We start from the raw sequence: 19,129 nt of genomic DNA, 5'->3' as shown, positions 1-19,129 counted from the left end.
TCTCTCAGCTCTCTGTCGGGCGTGTCCGCAAAAGGGCGTTCTACCAGATTGCATCCGGTTATAAACGTAATCACTAATATCAGCAGAGCTCGCAATTCAGACGTCCCCAATCATTGAAAACAGCCCGAAGAGTGTCATAGTCACTATTCTTTGTCCACAGGGCACTGAATGAGTTCAACGAGTCCCCTTTTTCATTCGTCGACGGTATACTGTAACCGCTTTTTACCCAGCTGGGCTCAGCAATACTCAGTTCGGGTCAGTATAATAAGTAAGGAATTAACATGCTCCGTCTCGCTGTATTGGTGCTTTGCGCTATTGTCATTTCTGCCTGTGGGCCATCCAAAGAAGAACTACGCCGTCAGCAACTGCTGGAAGCCCAGAGACTGGAAGAAGCGCGTCTTGAAGCCGAAAGACTCGCCGCTGAGCGAGACGCACGGGTTCAAGAGCGTCTGAACGACGCCCGCGATGCCTGGTCCGGCGCTGAGTACCTCTCTGAATCCGACATCGATACATTATTCAGCGGCGACATTACTTCTGACCTCCGTGCCGGAAAAACCTACTACATCGAACTCGAACTTCAGGCCGCCAAATATAACTACGGCGATCGTAAACAGAGCTTTGTTATTGTTGGTATGCGCAACCTGCCAAACAGCACGGTCTATAGCCCGTTATTCCCGGATAAAAATGCCGCCTACCAGCCAGGCCAGAAAGCCAAATCGGTTCTGGAATTCACCCTCAAAAATCAGCAAATTGAAAACCGTCTGGGTCAGATGGTTGAGCGTGAAGATGGCCAGCGCTGGGTTGCTGCGACGCTGAATTTCAAAGACTACGATGTGCTCGCCACCATGCAAAGCAGTTGGCGCTGGGAGCCGGGCCTGTTTGAAGACCTGAGTTGGTACATCAGCCCAGAAAAAGCTTACGAGCACACCAGTGAGCGTGCACTGACGATGCAGATTGGATTCCGTTTCTGTCCGCTTCAGCGCTGCCGCCTGGAACATGAATATCGTAAACATCCGATCAGTGCGATTCGCACAGATGTAATGAGTATTCTGGTTGGTAGCCGGGCTTCTGACCGGGTTCTGGCCGAATTCGTCCGCGAGGACAAATAAACCAAACCTGCACCATGGCTGAATGAACAGCCTGCAGATCACTACAAGGACGTAATTATGACGACGCCTGAAAGCTTCGCCAACGAGCGTAGCGCTGCTATTGAATTTACTGCCACACCATGGGGTTACACTAAGCTCTGGTTAGTAAATATGCTTCTTACCCTGGCCACGCTGGGTATTTATGGGGCATGGGCGAAAGTACGGAATAACCAATACCTCTACGGCCACACCAGCATCGAGGATAATCGCCTGCAATACCTGGCAACGCCTAAGCAGATTTTGCTGGGTCGCTTGTTAGCGTTGGGCGTATTTCTTATTTTTGTGGGCGTTTCCATGGTCGAACCCATAGCTGCAGGCATTATGTATCTTGCTCTGATCCCATTGAGCCCGTGGCTCATAGTTCAGGGCCTTAAATTTACCTACCGCAATACCGCTTACCGTAATGTTCGCTTTGATTTTAAAGGCGACTATATGGGCGCTCTGTATCACTTTATCGTTTTGCCATTAGTAGCTGCTGTCACCCTGTATCTTGCTCTACCTTGGGTCATCAAAAAAATTCATCAATTCATGTTTGGTAACTGCGAATACGGCGGTGAAAAACTGCAACTGAATACCAGCACAGGTCAGTATTACAAAGCGGCGCTGGTCGTTTTCCTGGTTTCTATTATTGCTTTCATCCTGATTGCATCATCCATGGCCGGAACACTTACGACCATGCAGGGTAGTGAAGCCCCGAACCCATTGTCGTTTTTACCTATCATTCTGGTCATGTATTTCTTCAGCTTTCTCGTCCAGTCTGTCTTCAATGCCATGATCCGCAACCACATTGCTGAAAGTCTCAAAGCAGATGAGCTTGTTCGCTTCGAGTCACGCATTACGGTTGCTGGTTATCTGGGTATTACTCTGCTTAACGCCGTCCTGATTCTTTTTACTCTCGGCCTTGCCTTCCCGGCGGCTAAAGTCATCAAGATGCGCTATATCGCCTCGAAGACGACGGTATTCCTGACGCCGCGCATTGATCATATGGCCAATCAGGTTGAAGGCAAGGAAAGCGCCTTTGGTGAAGAAGCTGCCGGTATGTTCGATACTGACCTTTCCATCGTCTGATGCAAAGGATCACTGGCAAATACTGTATGGCAGGTCGCAGCGATACGCGTCCTGCCATTCTTCTCCTCAGGGACGACGGCTCACTCCGCGTCCTTGCGACCGATTTCGATTACGAGCTGACCTCGACAACGCTGAAAGAATGCAGACAAGGCGATATCCTCCCCGGTATTCCAGTTGAGCTGCACTTTGACAGTGGTGACTACTTTATTCCCGAAGACCCGGACCTGAGATGGACACCGCGCAGTGGCTTTCTGGCTTACCTCGAAAGCCATATGGTGATGGTTCTGGCGGCCGCCTTGCTGGTTCCGCTGTCCTTCTGGCTGATGTTTACCCAGGTTATTCCTGCAGGCGCAAAGGCTACAGCGCCCTTAGTGCCGCAAGAGGTGCTGAATCGGGTTGGCCGCTCATCGATGAAGACGCTCGACTATTCTCTGGAGCCTTCGACGCTCGCCCAGTATGAGCAGGCTTCGATCATAAAAGACTGGAATAAAGCCGCAGAAAAAGCGGGGTTGGATAATGACTATCGAATCCTTTTCCGCAGCGCCATCGCTCCCAATGCTTTCGCACTGCCCGATGGCACCATCGTGGTATTTGATGAGCTGGTTAATATTCTCAGTCGCGACGAACTGATAGCTGTGCTATTTCATGAGGCAGGCCATGTAGACCGCCGGCACGGCGCACAAATGATGGTTCAGGCCAGTGCCGGTGCCATTGTTTATGGGCTCTTGCTTGGAGACCTTGAAGGCTTATCAGAAGTCGTACTGGGTACCGGAATTTCGCTCGGCGAAAATGCCTTCAGCCGGACGATGGAAACCGATGCAGATGACTTCGCCGTCGAGCACCTGAAAGCAGCAGGCATGTCACCAGACCTTCTGGCCAGTGCACTTAACTCACTGCCCGGCAGCGAGCGCGAAACCAATAGCTGGCGGGAATACCTGAGCACACACCCGGAACGGAAAACACGCACAGAGCGTATCGAAAGTGCGTCGGATTAATCGCCGAGGGGCCAGGCGCACAAAAAAAGCCGGGCTCAGCCCGGCTTCTTTCAGATCGGCATTAACAATGCGATCAGAAACCTACAGCAAATGACGCACCGTAGAAGATACCTGAAACATCAAAATCAGTTTCGATATCGGTGGTGTCTTTGTTGGTCTTCATGCTCAATGCACGGTGACCTACTTCAAGGCCCAGATCAACAACTGGCACAGGCAGATCATAGCCCAGCGTCAGAACAGTATCGGTCAGTGAATTACCGTCATAGCCGATTGCGTTGATTTCTGCTGCGGCGTAGATACCGAAAGGTGTGCCGACCTGCGCTTCAACAAAGCCCATTGGCAGGGTGAAATCGAGTTCGACTTCTTCGCGACGATTTCCAGAAACGGTGGCACCGTCAACGATGACGTCACCACCAAACATACGTGCGGTCAGACCCAGATTAATATCAACATACGGCACTGGCAGAGGCAGGCCCCAGTACAGGGTTGCATCTGTATGGCTCAGGTCCATTGAGCTGTCTACTTCGCCGGTATACTGAATGCCATTAAATTCTTCAGTGACGATGGTACCACTGCCATCCAACTCAAGATTCGTTTGGCGTATACGCAGGTTTGGAACAACCGGTACAGGGTGCTCGAAGAACACAGTAAGATTAGTGCCAGAGTCAGAGTCGAGACCAAGACCGTTGGTTTCGCTGTCAGCGGATAAGCCATCATCTACTTGGCCACTAGGTTCAGCAGTCCAGGAGTTTGCCTTAGCACCTACTGTGAAAAGCAGGTCAGCCTGAGCGGCGACCGGAGTCATCGCGACCAGAAAAGCCGCAAGTGCTGTCTTTTTCATGAATTATTCCCGTAATTTATTGTGTTCCAGAGCACCGGCTAATCGCCAGCGTCCTTAGTGTGCACAGAGAATCATGAAAAGCCAATAGTTATGGCAATATCCGACAAGGTTTGCCTTGTCGGATACATAAGGAGATCGGTGCCTGGATTAAAATTCCATGCCCAGGCGACGACCGACTTCTTCGTAAGCTTCAACAACACCACCAAGGCCCTGACGGAAACGGTCTTTGTCGAGTTTTTCGCGCGTGTCTTTGTCCCAGAGTCGGCAACCGTCTGGTGAGAATTCGTCACCCAGAACCACTTCGCCATTGAAGACACCAAACTCAAGCTTGTAGTCAACCAGCAGCATGTTGCCGTTCAGGAACAGCTCTTTCAGAACGCCATTTACCTTGAACGTCAGCTCTTTCATTTTGTTGATCGTCGCTTCGTCTGACCAACCGAACGACTGAGCGTGATACTCGTTCACCATAGGGTCGCCGAGTTCATCGTTCTTCAGGAACAGTTCAAACGTTGGCGGATTCAGGTCCATCCCCTCTTCCACACCCAGACGACGTACCAGACTGCCCGCAGCGACGTTACGGACTACGCACTCCAGTGGAATCATATCGAGACGCTTCACCAGCGACTCGTTGTCTGACAGGAGTTTCTCGAAATGCGTCGGAACACCAGCTTCAGCCAGCTTGGTCATAATGAAGGCATTGAACTTGTTGTTTACCATGCCTTTGCGATCGAGCTGTTCTACTTTTTTACCATCAAACGCGGAAGTGTCATTACGGAATTCAAGCACCATGTAGTCCGGATCATCTGTTGTGAAAACAGACTTGGCTTTGCCTGAATAAAGAAGTTCGCGTTTTTCCATGGGTTTCTCCGGGAATGAGGGTCGGTTTTAATCGTTCAGTGCAACCCAGTCTGACATTTCATCCTGCGACAGCAGGGGAACGTCCTGAGGGGAGCAACCAATTGCTTCAGCCAGAACCTGAGCTACCAGATTCCGGTCATTGTTCTTTTCGCTGATGTGCCCAGCAGACACATGCTTCAATCCGGGCCATTTTACCCGGCGAATAAAGTCAGCGCACTGTTCATTGCTGAGATGACCATAGGCACCGGCGACGCGTGCTCGCAAGCTCGGTGGGTATGGGCCATTCGCTAACATCACAGGGTCGTGATTGGCTTCTACCTGAAGCGCATGGCAATCACGATAGCTGTTTACAACATGCGGTGTCAGTGATCCGAGGTCGGATAATATACCAAGGCGCCGCCCTTCTGCACTCTGAATAACAAATTGCAGAGGCTCGTGTGCATCGTGAGGAACCACGACAGGCGTCACCTGCATACTGGCAACATCTACCGGTTCATCGCTGACCAGACAACGCCACAGTGAATGGCCAGTCCACTCCATGCGGCGTGCAGTTCCAAACGAGGCGTAGAAAGGGATATTCAGGTGCTCACACAGCGACTGAATGCCTTTGGCATGATCGCTGTGCTCATGAGTAACAAAGGCAGCTTTCAGAGCGCTGTGTTCAACACCCGCTTCAGTCAGGCGCTGGAGCATAGTGCGTCTGGCAAAGCCACTGTCAATCAACAGCGCTTGCGCATTGCACTCAACCAGAGTGGCATTACCACGACTGCCACTGCCTAAAGAACGGAATCTCACTTTTCGAGCTGGAGCTTAACCTGTGTCAGAAGGTCCCGCGTCAGGCTGTCTTCCGCAAGCGTTTCTGCATCTTCCTGCAGGGTCAGATAAACGCCATCGCCGGCTTCGACCATCTTCAGCTGATAAGGCAGAAACTCTTCAATTTTCTCACCCCACAGACGCCCCCACCAGCTACGATCGTCTTCCTCGGCTGCCGGATTCGGCAACTCAAGGAAGTAGGTACCAATGCTGCGGTTAAGGTCTGTCAACTTAACATCGGTGGCCGCCAAGGCATCAGCGACGCGCGACCAAGAAAGAGCGAAGCGCGCATCAATCTGCAACGTAAGAGTGCCCGCGCCATCACGCACAAAACGCGGGTTCAACTCGCGTTTGAAATCACTCAGCGACGTTGGCTCAGAATCTTCGCGAGCCACCGTCAGCGGTGCAGGAACAGGAATCTTAAACTCTTCCCCCGGCCCCGGATTACCTTCAAGATCAGGCACAGGGAAGCGATCGTAAGTGTTCAGGGTCATCCCTTCAGGGACCTGCGTTTCAGCAGCTTCCTGAGCATCGAGATACGAAAGCGCTTGGTTGTCGCCGAGAATCCAGCTGCATCCTGTTGAGAATACAGCCAGAGCAGAGAGAAGAATAAGTCGCATTGTTTTCCGTCAGATGATGCCAGCGTCTTTCAGAGCCAGCTCTACTTTTGGCTGCAGGCGTTCATCAAGGGTTACCAGTGGCAGGCGAATACCTGAGCCACTCAGCCCCATGCGCTCAACAGCCCATTTAACAGGGATTGGGTTCGCTTCTACGAACATGGCGTTGTGCAGGTGCATCATACGCTCATTCAGTTCACGAGCTTCGTCTGCTTTACCATCGAGGGCCAGCATACAGAGTTCGTGCATCATTGCGGGCGCAACATTGGCGGTCACAGAGATGTTGCCTTTACCACCAAGCAGTATCAGCTCGTAAGCGGTTGCGTCATCGCCCGAGTAAACGGCTAACTGGTCACCCACCAGATCGATCAGCTGGCGCGCACGATCCATGTCGCCGGTGGCTTCTTTCACCGCCGTAATCTGCGGCACTTTGGCAAGCTCAGCAATCGTCTCTGGCAGCATATCAATACCGGTACGGCCCGGCACATTATACAACCACTGCGGGATATCAACCGCCGCCGCCACGGCTTCGTGGTGCTTAATCAAACCGCGCTGTGGTGGCTTGTTGTAATAAGGTGTCACCAACAGGCAAGCATCTGCGCCAACGCGCTTCGCTTCCTGAGTCAACTCAATCGCCTCCGAGGTATTGTTCGCACCGGTACCTGCAATCACCGGACGACGCCCTGCTGCTGTTTTTACTACGCGCTCGATAACCGCAACGTGTTCGTCCGTTTCAAGAGTCGCCGACTCACCAGTCGTACCGACCGCGACGATGGCGTCCGTCCCTTCCTTGACGTGAAAATCAACTAATCGATCAAGGTTCTCCCAATCTACTGAGCCATCAGCATTCATTGGAGTAACAAGAGCAACGATACTACCGGTAATCATAGTTACCTATCTCCTGATTTATTGTTATACGAGGCATTACGTGGTGATAAGGGGCGCAAGTCTAAAGGTGCCCGGTATGTCTGACAAGTCAGCCCGGGGGTCAGAGCCAGCCAATTTATCACACTCACTGTGCCTCTTCTGTACCAGCTGACAGAGCAACCGGCCATGCACGCAATACCGCCTTAAACAGTGTCGCCAGCGGAATAGCGAAGAATACGCCCCAGAAGCCCCATAATCCACCAAAGACCAGCACCGCAACAATGATTGCAACTGGATGAAGGTTTACAACCTCAGAGAACAGTAATGGGACCAGAACGTTTCCGTCCAGGGCCTGGATAATGGCGTACACAACCAGTACCCAGGTGAACTCATCACCTAACCCCCATTGAAAATAAGCGACAAGCGCAATGGGTATGGTCACCACCGCAGCACCTATATATGGCACGAGCACTGAGAAGCCAACGGCTATCGCCAATAGAGCGGCGTAATTGAGGCCCAGGATAACAAACGCAATGTAAGTGACACCGCCGACAATCACGATCTCAAGTGCTTTACCACGGATGTAATTAGCTATCTGCTCGTCCATTTCGGACCAGACATTTTTAAGCAGGCTGCGCTTCGCAGGCAGAAAGCCGGTAATCCATGTGAGAATCTGCGTCGAGTCTTTCAACAGGAAGAACACGAGAATCGGCACCAGTACGCAATAGATTAATACCGCCATCAAACCTGTGATACCTGTCAGAGAGAAGCTAACCGCCAGCTGTCCTAGCGATGCGACTTCATCTCCCACTTGTTTCGTCCATTCTTTTACCTGCTCAACGGATACCAGCTCTGGATAACGTTCAGGCAGCAAAAGAAGCAGTTCCTGCCCTTTCGAAGCCATCCGCGGCACTTCAGATATAAACTGAATCAGCTGGTTCCATGTCGCGGGCAGAATAATCAAAAGCAGCGTAAGCATCACAGCCATGAACAACAGAAATACGGCGATGGTCGCGGTAAGGTGACTGAGACCACGCGCCTTACAATAATTCATCGTCCCTTGCAGCAGGTAGGCAATCACAAGCGCTGTCAGGAAGGGGGCCAACACGTTGCCGAGCAACATGATGACGAGCATCAGGGTGATCAGAATAAAGAGAAGCCCTAATGCCTCTTCATCTGAAAAGTAACGATCTATCCACCCTTTTACGACCTTTAACATGTCATACTCCGCAGGAAATCAGAAAAATGTAACGATCGGCGTCCGCCTCACTCTGACTCAGCAAAGTATGAGGGCTCTTCTCAAGGTAACGCGGAATATCGACCAGGCTACCTGCATCTGTTGCCATCACCTCAAGTACTTGTCCGGGTGACAGATCACGCAGGGCTAGCTTAGTTTTAAGAAGAGGCATGGGACACTGAAGTCCGCTCGCGTCGAGAGTCGAGTCAGGCGTCATGGGGTTAGACACTTGTATCAGGGTTTGTCATGCTCAGATTATACGGAAACAACCGCGACAATGAACCTAAGACGCTGAAATCAGTCGAAAAATTTATCGCTTCACGATAAGACTGCGGTGCTAACTAGGCAATATCAGGCGACATAACCAGTGACAACAGACAGGAATGGGCATTGAACATCAGGAATTGGCTATCTGCTTTGGGCGTAACCCTCTGCGCCACCTATAGCCCGGTGCAACATGTATCAGCACAGGATGCTCAGCAACTGCCGTCTCTCGGCGATGCTACCTCTGGGCTGATCTCCCTGCAGGAAGAAAAGGCCCTGGGTCAGAGCTGGCTCAGAAACCTGAGATCCCAGGCACCGACGCTGGATGACCCGGTTCTTCTCGAGTGGTTCCACGATCTTATTTATCAGCTTGTTCCCGACTCTGACATACAAATCAGTGACCTGCACCTTGTCACGGTCGACAGCCCTCAACTCAATGCGTTTGCGGTACCCGGTGGTATCGTCGGTATTAATTATGGCCTACTCCTGTACGCTGACAATGAAGATCAAATCGCTTCTGTACTCGCTCACGAACTTGCTCACCTCAGTCAACGACATTTCGCGCGCCAGGTCGAAGCCGCCCGAAAGCGAGACCCTGTAACACTGGCGACACTGCTGGCCAGTCTGATCCTGATCGCAACCAGCAATGGCGAAGCAGGCATTGCTGGAATTATGACCTCGCAGGCTGCCGCAGTTCAGGATCAGCTGGCCTATACCCGAGAGTTTGAACGTGAGGCAGACCGGCTTGGCATGTCGACGCTGGTCAGCTCTGGCTTCTCTCCTGAAGCGATGCCCGCCATGTTTCAGAATATGCTCGATGCTGCCAGGTATCGTGGAGAAGCCCCCGAATTTCTTCAGACCCACCCACTGACAGCAACCCGGGTCGCGGATGCCGCAGGCCGGGCTGGCGCCTTCCGCAGCGTCAGTCCATCGGCCAGCTTCCGCTTCCGTATACTGAAACTCAGCGCAGAAACCCGATATCAACTTGGCGATGGTGCCATGACCGAGCTGAAAGAACGTCTCAAAGACGCCAGTGGTACAGAAGCGGACGCACTCAACTACATGATTGCCGTCTTGCATCATGATCAACGCCAGTACGCGGAAGCTGCGGAGCAACTGGCTCTGGCAGATCAGAGTCATCTTCTGGTGAAGGTGTTAGATCAGCGTATCACGGCCTCCGCAGGTGAGCCGGCGCGCGCCCGGGCGGCACTGGAATCGCTCAGAAAGCTTCATCCCAACAGCCTTCCTCTTGAAAGTGCTTACGCTGACTTGCTTGCAGAAAGCGGTAACTACAGCGAGGCAACCCGAGTCTTGCGGAAGCTGACTGAAGCCTACCCTGATGTCCCCGCCTTCTGGGAGGCACTCAGTCAGAATGCGAGCAAGCAAGGCGATTTGATCCTCGCCTCCCGAGCGCTCGCCGAATACTACTTCACAACAGGAAGAAATCAGGACGCCGCCCAGCAACTCCGAAATGCCATCAGACAGGCAGAAAAAGCCAACGACCTGCAGCGGGAACTGGCGTTAAAAGAGAGGTTAAAAGCGGTAGACGCCCTGTTGCGTCCACCACGAGGCTGAAGCCGTCAGGCGGCGCTGACAGGCTTGCGGAAGTTGAGCATGCGGTCCAGGCTCCGCACTGCTTTACGGCGGATGCCTTCATCGACCAGAATTTCCTGATCGCTATTTTTAAGAACGTCCCGGATATTTTCCAGCTGGTTCATCCCCATCCACGGGCAATGAGCACAGCTTCGGCAAGTCGCACCATTCCCCGCCGTCGGCGCCTCAATCAGCAACTTGCCCGGTGCTTCCTGTTGCATCTTATAGAAGATGGCTTTGTCGGTAGCGACAATAAGAGTGTCATTTGGCAGGTCACGTGCTGCAGCAATCAACTGACTCGTGGAGCCGACGACATCGGCAAGAGCGACCACCGCATCCGGTGACTCAGGATGCACCAGCACTGCAGCATCCGGGTGTACATTTTTAAGGTCCTGAACACCTTTAGAACGGAATTCGTCATGAACGATACACGCACTGTCCCAAAGGATCATGTCTGCACCAGTCTGCTTCTGAATATATGACCCCAGGTGCTTATCAGGCGCCCATATCAGTTTTTCGCCCTGATCATGGAGATACTGGACGACATCTAAAGCAATACTTGAAGTGATCACCCAGTCTGCACGCGCCTTCACAGCGGCCGAGGTATTGGCATAAACAACGACGGTACGATCAGGATGCTGATCACAGAAAGCAGAAAACTCTTCTGCCGGACAACCAAGGTCCAGTGAACAGGTTGCCTCCAGTGTCGGCATCAGGATGCGCTTTTCCGGGCTCAGAATTTTCGCTGTCTCACCCATAAAGCGAACGCCGGCAACCAATAGAGTACTGGCTGGGTGATCATGACCGAAACGAGCCATTTCCAGAGAATCTGAAACACAGCCTCCGGTAGCATCGGCTAATGCCTGAATTTCAGGGTCGGTGTAATAATGAGCCACAATCGCCGCATCTTCCTGTTTAAGGAGTGCACGGATTTCTTCTATCAGCGCCGCCTTTTCTGCGTCACTGCGGGGTTCCTGGCTGCGGGCCCAGTATTCACGAACTACATTTTCCGGGGTCAGAGTCATGGCTATCGAATCAGTTCATCACGGTAAAGCGCTCAGATCACAAAGCGCAGAGAAAAAATAAGCGCGAAATTTTACCACACTCTCCTTAAATAGGTGCAATTGGTGAAATTTCAACCACTTCTGATAAAGAATGGATAGATAGCGCAACTACCATCGCATGCGATAAGAGCCGTTCGGTCTCTGGCCCATTATGAAAAAACATCTAGACCTGGAGCGCCAGAATGAAAAAATTCCCGTCCCCTCACGACAAATGAATGACGCACACCGTCTCATTCTTTGATCAATAAACAAACAAGAATCAAGCATAAAGAATAAATCACAGGTTCCTTAAGTCTGAGAAGACTGCCACCCCAAAAGAATATTTCTTTAATGGCAAGCGTCTGATTGTTCTAGGGAAAACGTTCCTAACCGAGAACACTGACCGGCAATCAATCCTGAAGAGTGTGTTTTGATAAACAATTACTCAGGTTATTCAGACATCAAAACAACTAGTCATATTGCGCCTTCAAGGCAATGTCGCCATAGTCCAAATAGCCCTTGACCCCTTATTTTTTACCGTGTTTCTATCTTTGCCCGACCATAGAGGCAGACCTTCTGAACTGGTCGGTAACGCAGCAAAGGAGACTGCATGGCATCGTACAAGGGAGTACAAGGCGTTCTGACCGCACTGGAGGCGTTTTTTAAAAGCCGTCTGCCCAGTGAGCTTAGCGATGGCCCTACAAATGCCAAAGTCGAAGTACTCGGTAGTGCTGATATTGCTAACCGGCTGACCGGCAACCTGCTGGGTATTTATCTGCACAGAATGACCATCGATGATCACGGTCGCAGCCGGTACTTTGCACCGAAGGGCACTGATACATCCGATGCCAGTGCCGAGCTGCCATTGAATCTGCATTTCCTGCTCATCGCCAATGCGAACAGCGCCGCCATTGAAGCAGACCTGATGAGCTGGGCGATGGTGGAACTTGCCAACCAGACTCAGCTTGATATCTCTCACCTGCAAACGGCGGATTCAGAGTGGGGAGAGTCAGAAATTCTTACCATCATTCCCGAAGATACATCGACCGAAGACCTGATGAGAATCTGGGATGTTTTTGAATCCCCTTACACCTCCACTATGGCGTACGTTGCAAAAACCGTTCGCTTGAGATTGCAGCCGCAGCGCACGGAAGGCAGCCCGTTGATTACGCGGGTTATATCGGGAGGAACGGTCTGATGCGTTCGGTGAATGTACTCGAATCCACCATTCTGCACGGAAGTGACCAGATATTCTGGCTCGATGGCAGCTCTGCTGAAAGCGTGTCTGACATGCGCAGAGTCAACGGTCAGATCCGCACCGAAATTACTGAAAAGCCTTCCGACCTTCATATTCGTGAGGGCGCTGGAAAGACTGTCCTATGGCGACATTCAGTTGATTCATTTGTCGCAGGTAAACCAACCGGAAGCGAGAAGGGTTTTGCTACCTCAGGCACATACACATTTGCCGGTGTAGTACACGACCCCAAGGGCCAGTTTCTGCCGCGCACCTTCTCTCTGATCGTTGGCGATGCCCCTCCGACCGGGCATGCGATTGTGCTCTATCCCTCGCCGGTTTCCGTACGTTTTAACTCTGCGGGCGGACTTCGTATGACGCTCGCACGCGACGCAGACGATTCAGCGCTTCCCTGGGCAATTGTGACAGTAACCGTCACCATCCCCGGGCTGGGATCACAAACCTACCGGGGACAGACAGATCAACATGGCGACTTGTTACTGCCCTTCCTTCGTCTTCCACCATTACCGGAAGGCGTGAGTGATTACAGCGCTACCCTCGAAGTAGTCGGCAGGCTCGACACTGACAGTGAAGTTCCCGCTGACCCCGACACCTTCAGCCCGCTTGATGTTGGCGAGCTGAACAGCACCAGTTTTTCCCAAACCATCGGATTCTCAGTAGTACCCGGTGACATTTTAACCCTGCGGTCTGATGGCAGGAGTTTTCTTGCCCTGAAACCTGTATGACCCGTCTGAAAGGAGAAGACCATGCCTGAATACTTAGCCCCGGGTGTGTTTGTAGAGGAAGTGAGCTTTCGCTCCAAATCAATCGAAGGCGTGGGCACAAGTGTCGCCGCCATAGCAGGCCCGACCCGTACCGGTCCGCTGCGGGGTAAGCCTGAGGTTGTTACCAGCTTCGCTGAATTCACCCGCATTTACGGCGATGTTCAGGACCTGAGTTTTTCTGGCTCAACGGTACTGAACCATACGGCTCTATCAGCCAAAGCTTTCTTCGATGGCGGCGGTAAACAACTGTTTGTTTCCCGGGTTGCTAATTTCAGCACACCCTCGTCGGGATTCGCCTCAGCGACCGACACCAACAACCATGTCACCTTTGCCAGCCGGTTCCCCGGCGCCATGGGTAACCTGACTCTGGAACTGGACTGGCGCGACAGTGAAAACCTTCTGCTCTCTGTGATCACCAGCGCCCCCGCTGACGGTGAGGTGGTGTTCCTTGAAGCGACAGGCCTGACCAACACAGCAACCACCGCAGACACCTCCGCAAGAGCCCACCCATTTGATTTCCGCGGACTCGTTCGTAAAGCCGGTAGCCAGTATGAAATTGTCGACGACCTCGCAGTGATTACCGATACGAATGGCGACAGCGTAGATGTAACGGATATTGAAGTTGGCGATTATGGTCTCGAAGCTGCAGGACTGGTGAACGATGGCTCAACCAGCGTTACCTTCACCAAAGTCACCGCTCGCAGACCATCCAGCGGTGCGCTTGCTGACGGGACCGAGGCTGTGCTCTCGCTGAGTGAGATCGCAGGACTGAATGGATTTCATGAAGGCGATTGGGGGACGTTGACGACCCTCTATGGCACGCTGAACGCCGCAGGAACCGAGTTCATAATCGAAGACTCTTCGCGCAATCCGGCCGTCGTAGGAGCCCCAATCAAACTTTACCTGAGCGCACTGGCAGCAGCCCCCGGCAGTGTTCGCGCCATGATGGTTCAGCGTTCGTTTAACATTAACGTTCGCAATGGCGGTGCCGACGGCGCGGTTATTTACACCTACGCCGACATCTCCTCTGCACCGGACGCTGAGAACAGCCTGAGTAATGTCATGAGTGCATCACCTGCGAAGCGCTACGACGAGCTTACCAGCCCCGTCAGCTGCACACTGGCAAACAGTGTCACCGGTGATCAGATCATTGCTGCGCTTTATAACATGTTCGACTCAGGGGCAATGAACCCAGGGCCGATGTCCGTTGAAGGCCCACGCTACCTGATCACTCTGTCCGGTGGCGATGATGGCAGCACTCCGGTTGCAGTGAATTACGGTGGTGAATCTGACGAAGTGAACGGCAGCACGGGCTTTGCTGCGTTTGAAGATATCGAAGACATTTCAATCGTGATGTGCCCGGCGGCCGCTGCCGATGAAACAAATCACCAGGCGATTGTCGCCGAAATGCAAAAACACTGCCGCAAGATGCGGTACCGCGTCGGTATTGTCGACAGCCGTGAAGGGATGTCACTTTCTGAGGTGCGCGAATTCCGCTCCAATTTCGACGACAGCCGCCTTGCACTGTACTACCCATGGGTCGTTGCCGCTGACCCTCGTGGCACTCAGCCTACGGTGAATCTCCCACCTGCAGGCTTTATCGCCGGCGTTTATGCCAACACAGATGTTCAACGCGGTGTGCACAAAGCACCAGCCAATGAACCTGTGATTGGTGCACTGGGCTTCACTCAGGAAATCAACCAGTTCCAGCAGGAGCTGCTTAACCCAGCCGGTGTGAACTGCCTGCGTTCTTTCGCTGGTCGTGGTCATCGTGTCTGGGGCGGCCGCACGCTGTCGAGTGACCCTGAGTGGAAGTACGTCAATGTACGTCGCTACTTCCTGTACCTCGAACGTTCTATCGAGAAATCCACTCAGTGGGTCGTCTTCGAGCCTAACGGCGAACGCCTGTGGGACAACGTCCGGATTACCATCGAAAACTTCCTTTACAACGAATGGGCAAACGGCCGCCTGCTGGGCACTGCGAAAACAGCCTACTTCGTGCGTTGTGACCGGAGCACCATGACTCAGAACGATCTCGACAACGGTCGCCTGGTTTGTGAGGTCGGTGTCGCCGCTCTGAAACCAGCAGAGTTTGTGATTTTCCGCATCGGTCAGAAAACCGCCGATAGCTAAACAATATTCATCCCGACAGCGGCTTCTGCTGAAGCCGCTGGGACTAAAGAAGGAATCAAATCATGGCACAGTTTCGCGAAACCCCTTACGGCGTTTTTAACTATCTGGTCAACCTGGACGACGGCACCGAAGGTGAGGTCGCTGGAGGCTTCTCAGAAGTTTCTGGTCTGAACGCCGAAGTCACGGTCGCCGAATACCGCAACGGTAATTCAGCCGTTAATTACGTCAACAAAGTGCCCGCATTGCACAAAACCGGGGACGTCACTCTGAAACGTGGAGTCATCGGCGCTGGCAATATCTACGAATGGCTGGAAGAAGTTCGTGGCGGTAACGTGATGTCCAAGCGCGACGTTACGATCAAATTAAAAAACGAAGACCCAACCAGCTCTGCGGCAGTTGTCACCTGGAAACTGCGCGGCGCCATGCCGATTAAATGGACAGGCCCAACATTAACCGCCAAGGGCGGAAGTGATGTTGCGATGGAAGAACTTGTTCTGTCTGTTGAGCATATCGAGCAGGAATAAGTCTTCAATGATGCAGGATTTACTGGCACGACGGATTCAGCTGACCCCCAGGCCGCAGAACGACTCTGCGCTGCCGCTGGAAGTCGCTATGCTCGGACACTGCCCGGGGCGTGTACGCCCTGAGCGGTTACTCGCGCTGAAAGATGCTCTTGCAGCTATTCGTCAGGCAGGATTCGGGGAGGTCATTGATCAGATCCTCAGCAATCCGGCCAGTGCTTCCCTGTATCATTTACCGCTCCCTCTGCATTCAGCGTCTGAGTTTCACGATATTTTTCCGGATGCAGTCAGCGCGCCCGCACAGTATCGAAGCTCACTGGCAGGAAACCTCGCTTGGCTGGCTCCCTGTGTCGAAGATTTCTTTGCTAATGGAGGTCATCGACTATGGATAGTAGTAATACCTGAAGAAGAATCACAACAAGGCTTTTTCGCAGCTGAAAGTACGGATCTGACCGACACCAGCACACTACGTGGCATTGCGACTCTGCTTGCAGTGCCCTCTGTGGGTTCTATCTGTCTGCCCGATCTTGAGCGACTACAGATTCCGGCGCGGCTGCCCGACGTTCCTCGTGTCCGTCTGGATAATCCAGAGCCAGCATTTTTACCCTGCTCTCAGTCACTCGACGACGATCATCGCGAACGGCGGAATACCTCAGAAATGGCGCTGGATGATCTTCCCGAACCGATAGAATTTCAGCGGGTTTTGCGCGAAATATTACACTGGCTTACCCGCTATCGCCCGGATATTCAGTGCCTGCTGACACTGCCTCTCGCCTACGCTAATGAAATTGACAGCCCGGATGCCGATCCGGAGGCTCTTGAATTACTGACCAACATGCAGCTGTCCGATGCTGCGCATCATCTGCGGCAGGTACAGTTTTTTTACCCCTACCTTCGTGGTCAGGGGAGAGCTCTACTCTCACCGGTTGGTGTTGTATCTGGTAAACAGGCGGCGACAGCCAGATCGGCAGGTCCATGGCGATCTATTGCCGGGCAGCCCATGGTGTCTAAAAACCTACCCTACCCCCGCATGAAACGGGCCGGTGTCGTCAGCCTCAGGGAAACACCGGGGATTTCGATTCTTGAATTACGTAACAACCGGGTCGAACTGGACGATGAACGGCTTTGCGTACCTGCCCTGCCTGCCGATGATTATCGACACGCAGCCAGCCTGGAAAGATTTGATGGATATCGCTCCGCAGAATTGATGCGTTTAATGGGATATCTACGCCGTCAGTTACGCCAATTTGGTGAGCAACTCGTTTTTAATTCCGATGTTAACGACCCGCGGCCGAAACTCCTGATCGAGCATTTTTTGCGACAGCTTTGGCAAAGGGGTGCTTTGCGTGGAGAACGCTCAGAACACGCCTTTAGCTTGCGTCAGATTCCTGCAGGTGAAAGTACCCTGCTTCTGGAGATAGAAATTGCGCCGGCACTTCCTATTGACCGCATTCGACTGACGTTCACAAACATGGGTACCGACTGGCAGACGGAGGTGCAAAGTGCCTAACCCTCTTGCCGATGTATTTGTGCCTTTCCGGTTTAAAGTCAATCTGTATGACTCAGAGCAGAACACATTATTGTGCTCCGGGAAGTTCAGCGAAGTCAGCGGTTTTGAGCTGACTATGGAACCCAAAACGTTTCAGGAAGGTGGCCGCAACTGGGGCGAAGTTCACCGCTCAGGCCAGACCAAATTTGCGCCCATGACACTCAAACGCGGAGTTACCAGCGTCAATGATTTATGGAGCTGGTTTGATGCAACCACACGCGGTGCAAATTACGGGTATCGCCTCAGCGGTGAAATTATTGTTCTCGGGCACCAAACCCAGGACGGTCAAGACAATCCGGTTATGACGTGGAAGCTCACCGGAGTGATGGCAACCAAGTTTAAAGGGCCCGACCTGAACTCAACCGCAAGCCAGGTCGCGATTGAAGAAGTACAGTTGGTTCACGAAGGACTGGAGCTCGAACGGACTAAGCAGGCGGATGATCAATCTTCCGCAGCGAACTCTGACACTCAGGGGGCTCTGCCATGACGGTACCTGAGCGCGGTAAGTTAATCCCGGTAACGGGAAAAAATGATGAACCGGATATGGAGAACGCCATTGATGTGCAGTTCAATCCGGTGACTCTGAAAATAAATCTGTCCAACACATTGAAAGCGAGTGAACAAAGCGGCAGCAGCAGCGCTGCTCAGTTCGTCGAGAAAAGTTCATCCAGTCTGAGCCTTGAGCTGATTTTTGACACCACACGGAAAGAAGAAGATGCGAACTACGAGCAGGGCTCCGACGTTCGTAACCTGACGGGTGAAATAGCAACACAATTTATCCAACCTGAAAAATCAGGCAGCGACCTGAAGGCCCCTAAACGATGCCTGTTTCAATGGGGCGCGTTCGAATTTATTGGCATGATCGAAAGCTACGATGAAACGCTGGATTACTTTTCACCGGGCGGTACCCCGCTAAGAGCCAAGCTGGCACTGAAACTGAAAGAAGATCGCTTTCAGTTCCGCCAGACAAGCGACTTTTCAGACCCTACAAAACCAGCCATGCCGCAACTGTCACCCCGCGGAAAAGATACGGATGATGAGTCAGGAGCGAAACCTGATACCCCGGAAGATCCAGACAACAATCAGCCCCCGGCAAAACCGAAAGCTAAAGAGCAGGAAACAGAGCCTGTTCCGGGCCCGAGTGAAGGCAAAAACAATTGGCGTGATACCGCAGAGTACAACGGCATCGAAAATCCACGTATGCCCGGTGTACCTGTATTAGCGACGCCTACGCCAGATTGTAAGCCACGAGCCGGGCTGTCAGCAGCACTGAAAGCTGCCGTCACTGTTAACGTAGAAGCAAAGATTTCCACCTCTGTTAAATCACGAATTAAAACGGATAACGGAGTTGGCTTTGAATAAATTCACGTCGATATTCAAAGGAAGGGAGAACCATGCCCGTCATCATTGATGAAGTTATCGCGGATGTTCCTGCAACCCCTGTTCAGGCGGCAGCAGAACGACCATCATCCCAGCAAACTGTGCCTCCTGTCGCGCAGGACATGCTGCGCCTGCTTGAAAAACAACAACAGCGCCAAGAACGCTTGCAGGTGGATTAATAGC

At 52.5% G+C, this 19,129-nt stretch carries 20 protein-coding genes; 12 read left to right on the top strand and 8 right to left on the bottom strand.

All coding sequences use genetic code 11. From position 1 onward, the window contains the following. The first annotated feature begins 281 nt into the window (after positions 1-281). Genes B3007_RS11655 through B3007_RS11645 form a run of 3 tightly spaced genes read left to right on the top strand, consistent with a single transcriptional unit; the run spans position 282 to position 3,211 of the window. The gene (locus tag B3007_RS11655; RefSeq protein ID WP_301377409.1) at positions 282-1,109 is read left to right on the top strand and encodes a hypothetical protein; all 828 of its coding nucleotides are present in this window, start codon (positions 282-284) and stop codon (positions 1,107-1,109) included. Between the two features lie 57 nt (positions 1,110-1,166). Continuing rightward, complete coding sequence (locus B3007_RS11650; RefSeq protein WP_273091538.1) at positions 1,167-2,216, top strand: YjgN family protein; 1,050 nt, start codon at positions 1,167-1,169, stop codon at positions 2,214-2,216. Positions 2,217-2,242: 26 nt separating this feature from the next. Then, a complete protein-coding gene (locus tag B3007_RS11645) occupies positions 2,243-3,211 on the top strand; it encodes a M48 family metallopeptidase (protein WP_301377412.1) in 969 nt (322 codons plus the stop codon). 73 nt (positions 3,212-3,284) lie between these two features. Here B3007_RS11645 and B3007_RS11640 read toward each other — a convergent pair whose 3' ends face one another. From B3007_RS11640 to B3007_RS11610, 7 genes are all read right to left on the bottom strand, one after another. Next, positions 3,285-4,052, bottom strand: a complete 768-nt coding sequence (locus tag B3007_RS11640; RefSeq protein WP_076516137.1) for a TIGR04219 family outer membrane beta-barrel protein — start codon at positions 4,050-4,052, stop codon at positions 3,285-3,287. Positions 4,053-4,199: 147 nt separating this feature from the next. Further along, on the bottom strand, positions 4,200-4,910 hold the full coding sequence (gene purC / locus B3007_RS11635; protein WP_301377414.1) for a phosphoribosylaminoimidazolesuccinocarboxamide synthase: 711 nt from the start codon (positions 4,908-4,910) through the stop codon (positions 4,200-4,202). A 27-nt stretch (positions 4,911-4,937) separates the two neighbouring features. After that, positions 4,938-5,705, bottom strand: coding sequence for an MBL fold metallo-hydrolase (locus tag B3007_RS11630; RefSeq protein WP_068435576.1), 768 nt, complete (start codon positions 5,703-5,705; stop codon positions 4,938-4,940). Beyond that, positions 5,702-6,343 (bottom strand): outer membrane protein assembly factor BamC, encoded by a 642-nt coding sequence (bamC, locus tag B3007_RS11625; protein ID WP_301377418.1) that lies wholly within the window; start codon positions 6,341-6,343, stop codon positions 5,702-5,704. Before bamC ends, B3007_RS11630 begins: the two co-directional genes overlap by 4 nt. Before the next feature lie 9 nt (positions 6,344-6,352). Continuing rightward, a complete protein-coding gene (gene dapA / locus B3007_RS11620) occupies positions 6,353-7,228 on the bottom strand; it encodes a 4-hydroxy-tetrahydrodipicolinate synthase (protein WP_068435579.1) in 876 nt (291 codons plus the stop codon). A gap of 124 nt (positions 7,229-7,352) precedes the next feature. Then, positions 7,353-8,426 (bottom strand): AI-2E family transporter, encoded by a 1,074-nt coding sequence (locus B3007_RS11615; RefSeq protein WP_068435580.1) that lies wholly within the window; start codon positions 8,424-8,426, stop codon positions 7,353-7,355. Position 8,427: 1 nt separating this feature from the next. Beyond that, positions 8,428-8,661 carry a sulfurtransferase TusA family protein gene (locus B3007_RS11610; protein WP_068435582.1) on the bottom strand — a complete coding sequence of 78 codons (234 nt, stop codon included), beginning with the start codon at positions 8,659-8,661 and terminating at the stop codon, positions 8,428-8,430. A gap of 173 nt (positions 8,662-8,834) precedes the next feature. Here B3007_RS11610 and B3007_RS11605 point away from each other — a divergent pair, with 173 nt between their 5' ends. Beyond that, positions 8,835-10,283, top strand: coding sequence for a M48 family metalloprotease (locus tag B3007_RS11605; RefSeq protein WP_301377421.1), 1,449 nt, complete (start codon positions 8,835-8,837; stop codon positions 10,281-10,283). 5 nt (positions 10,284-10,288) lie between these two features. On the opposite strand, the gene nadA is transcribed toward B3007_RS11605, so the two are convergent. Beyond that, complete coding sequence (gene nadA / locus B3007_RS11600) at positions 10,289-11,326, bottom strand: quinolinate synthase NadA (protein WP_301377423.1); 1,038 nt, start codon at positions 11,324-11,326, stop codon at positions 10,289-10,291. A gap of 628 nt (positions 11,327-11,954) precedes the next feature. Here nadA and B3007_RS11595 point away from each other — a divergent pair. The 8 genes from B3007_RS11595 (at position 11,955) to B3007_RS11560 (ending at position 19,125) form a co-directional block, all read left to right on the top strand. Beyond that, positions 11,955-12,542 (top strand): DUF4255 domain-containing protein, encoded by a 588-nt coding sequence (locus tag B3007_RS11595; RefSeq protein ID WP_273088442.1) that lies wholly within the window; start codon positions 11,955-11,957, stop codon positions 12,540-12,542. After that, entirely contained in the window at positions 12,542-13,324 is a 783-nt protein-coding gene (locus B3007_RS11590) for a hypothetical protein (RefSeq protein WP_301377426.1), read from the top strand. The genes B3007_RS11595 and B3007_RS11590 overlap by 1 nt, the downstream gene beginning before the upstream one ends. A gap of 21 nt (positions 13,325-13,345) precedes the next feature. Further along, on the top strand, positions 13,346-15,496 hold the full coding sequence (locus B3007_RS11585) for a phage tail sheath subtilisin-like domain-containing protein (RefSeq protein WP_301377428.1): 2,151 nt from the start codon (positions 13,346-13,348) through the stop codon (positions 15,494-15,496). A 62-nt stretch (positions 15,497-15,558) separates the two neighbouring features. Continuing rightward, positions 15,559-16,020 (top strand): phage tail protein, encoded by a 462-nt coding sequence (locus tag B3007_RS11580; protein WP_068435592.1) that lies wholly within the window; start codon positions 15,559-15,561, stop codon positions 16,018-16,020. Positions 16,021-16,027: 7 nt separating this feature from the next. Beyond that, on the top strand, positions 16,028-17,527 hold the full coding sequence (locus B3007_RS11575; RefSeq protein ID WP_301377430.1) for a hypothetical protein: 1,500 nt from the start codon (positions 16,028-16,030) through the stop codon (positions 17,525-17,527). Then, complete coding sequence (locus B3007_RS11570; protein ID WP_301377432.1) at positions 17,520-18,053, top strand: phage tail protein; 534 nt, start codon at positions 17,520-17,522, stop codon at positions 18,051-18,053. Before B3007_RS11575 ends, B3007_RS11570 begins: the two co-directional genes overlap by 8 nt. Continuing rightward, complete coding sequence (locus B3007_RS11565) at positions 18,050-18,928, top strand: hypothetical protein (RefSeq protein WP_301377434.1); 879 nt, start codon at positions 18,050-18,052, stop codon at positions 18,926-18,928. Before B3007_RS11570 ends, B3007_RS11565 begins: the two co-directional genes overlap by 4 nt. A gap of 32 nt (positions 18,929-18,960) precedes the next feature. Beyond that, entirely contained in the window at positions 18,961-19,125 is a 165-nt protein-coding gene (locus B3007_RS11560) for a hypothetical protein (RefSeq protein WP_301377435.1), read from the top strand. Positions 19,126-19,129: the final 4 nt, after the last annotated feature.

This window comes from Thalassolituus sp. UBA675 (assembly GCF_002297765.1).
In the GTDB taxonomy this organism is placed as follows: domain Bacteria; phylum Pseudomonadota; class Gammaproteobacteria; order Pseudomonadales; family Oceanobacteraceae; genus Thalassolituus.
The sequence above is the reverse complement of the archived record's forward strand: the minus strand, read 5'-3'. Positions and strand labels throughout refer to the sequence as shown.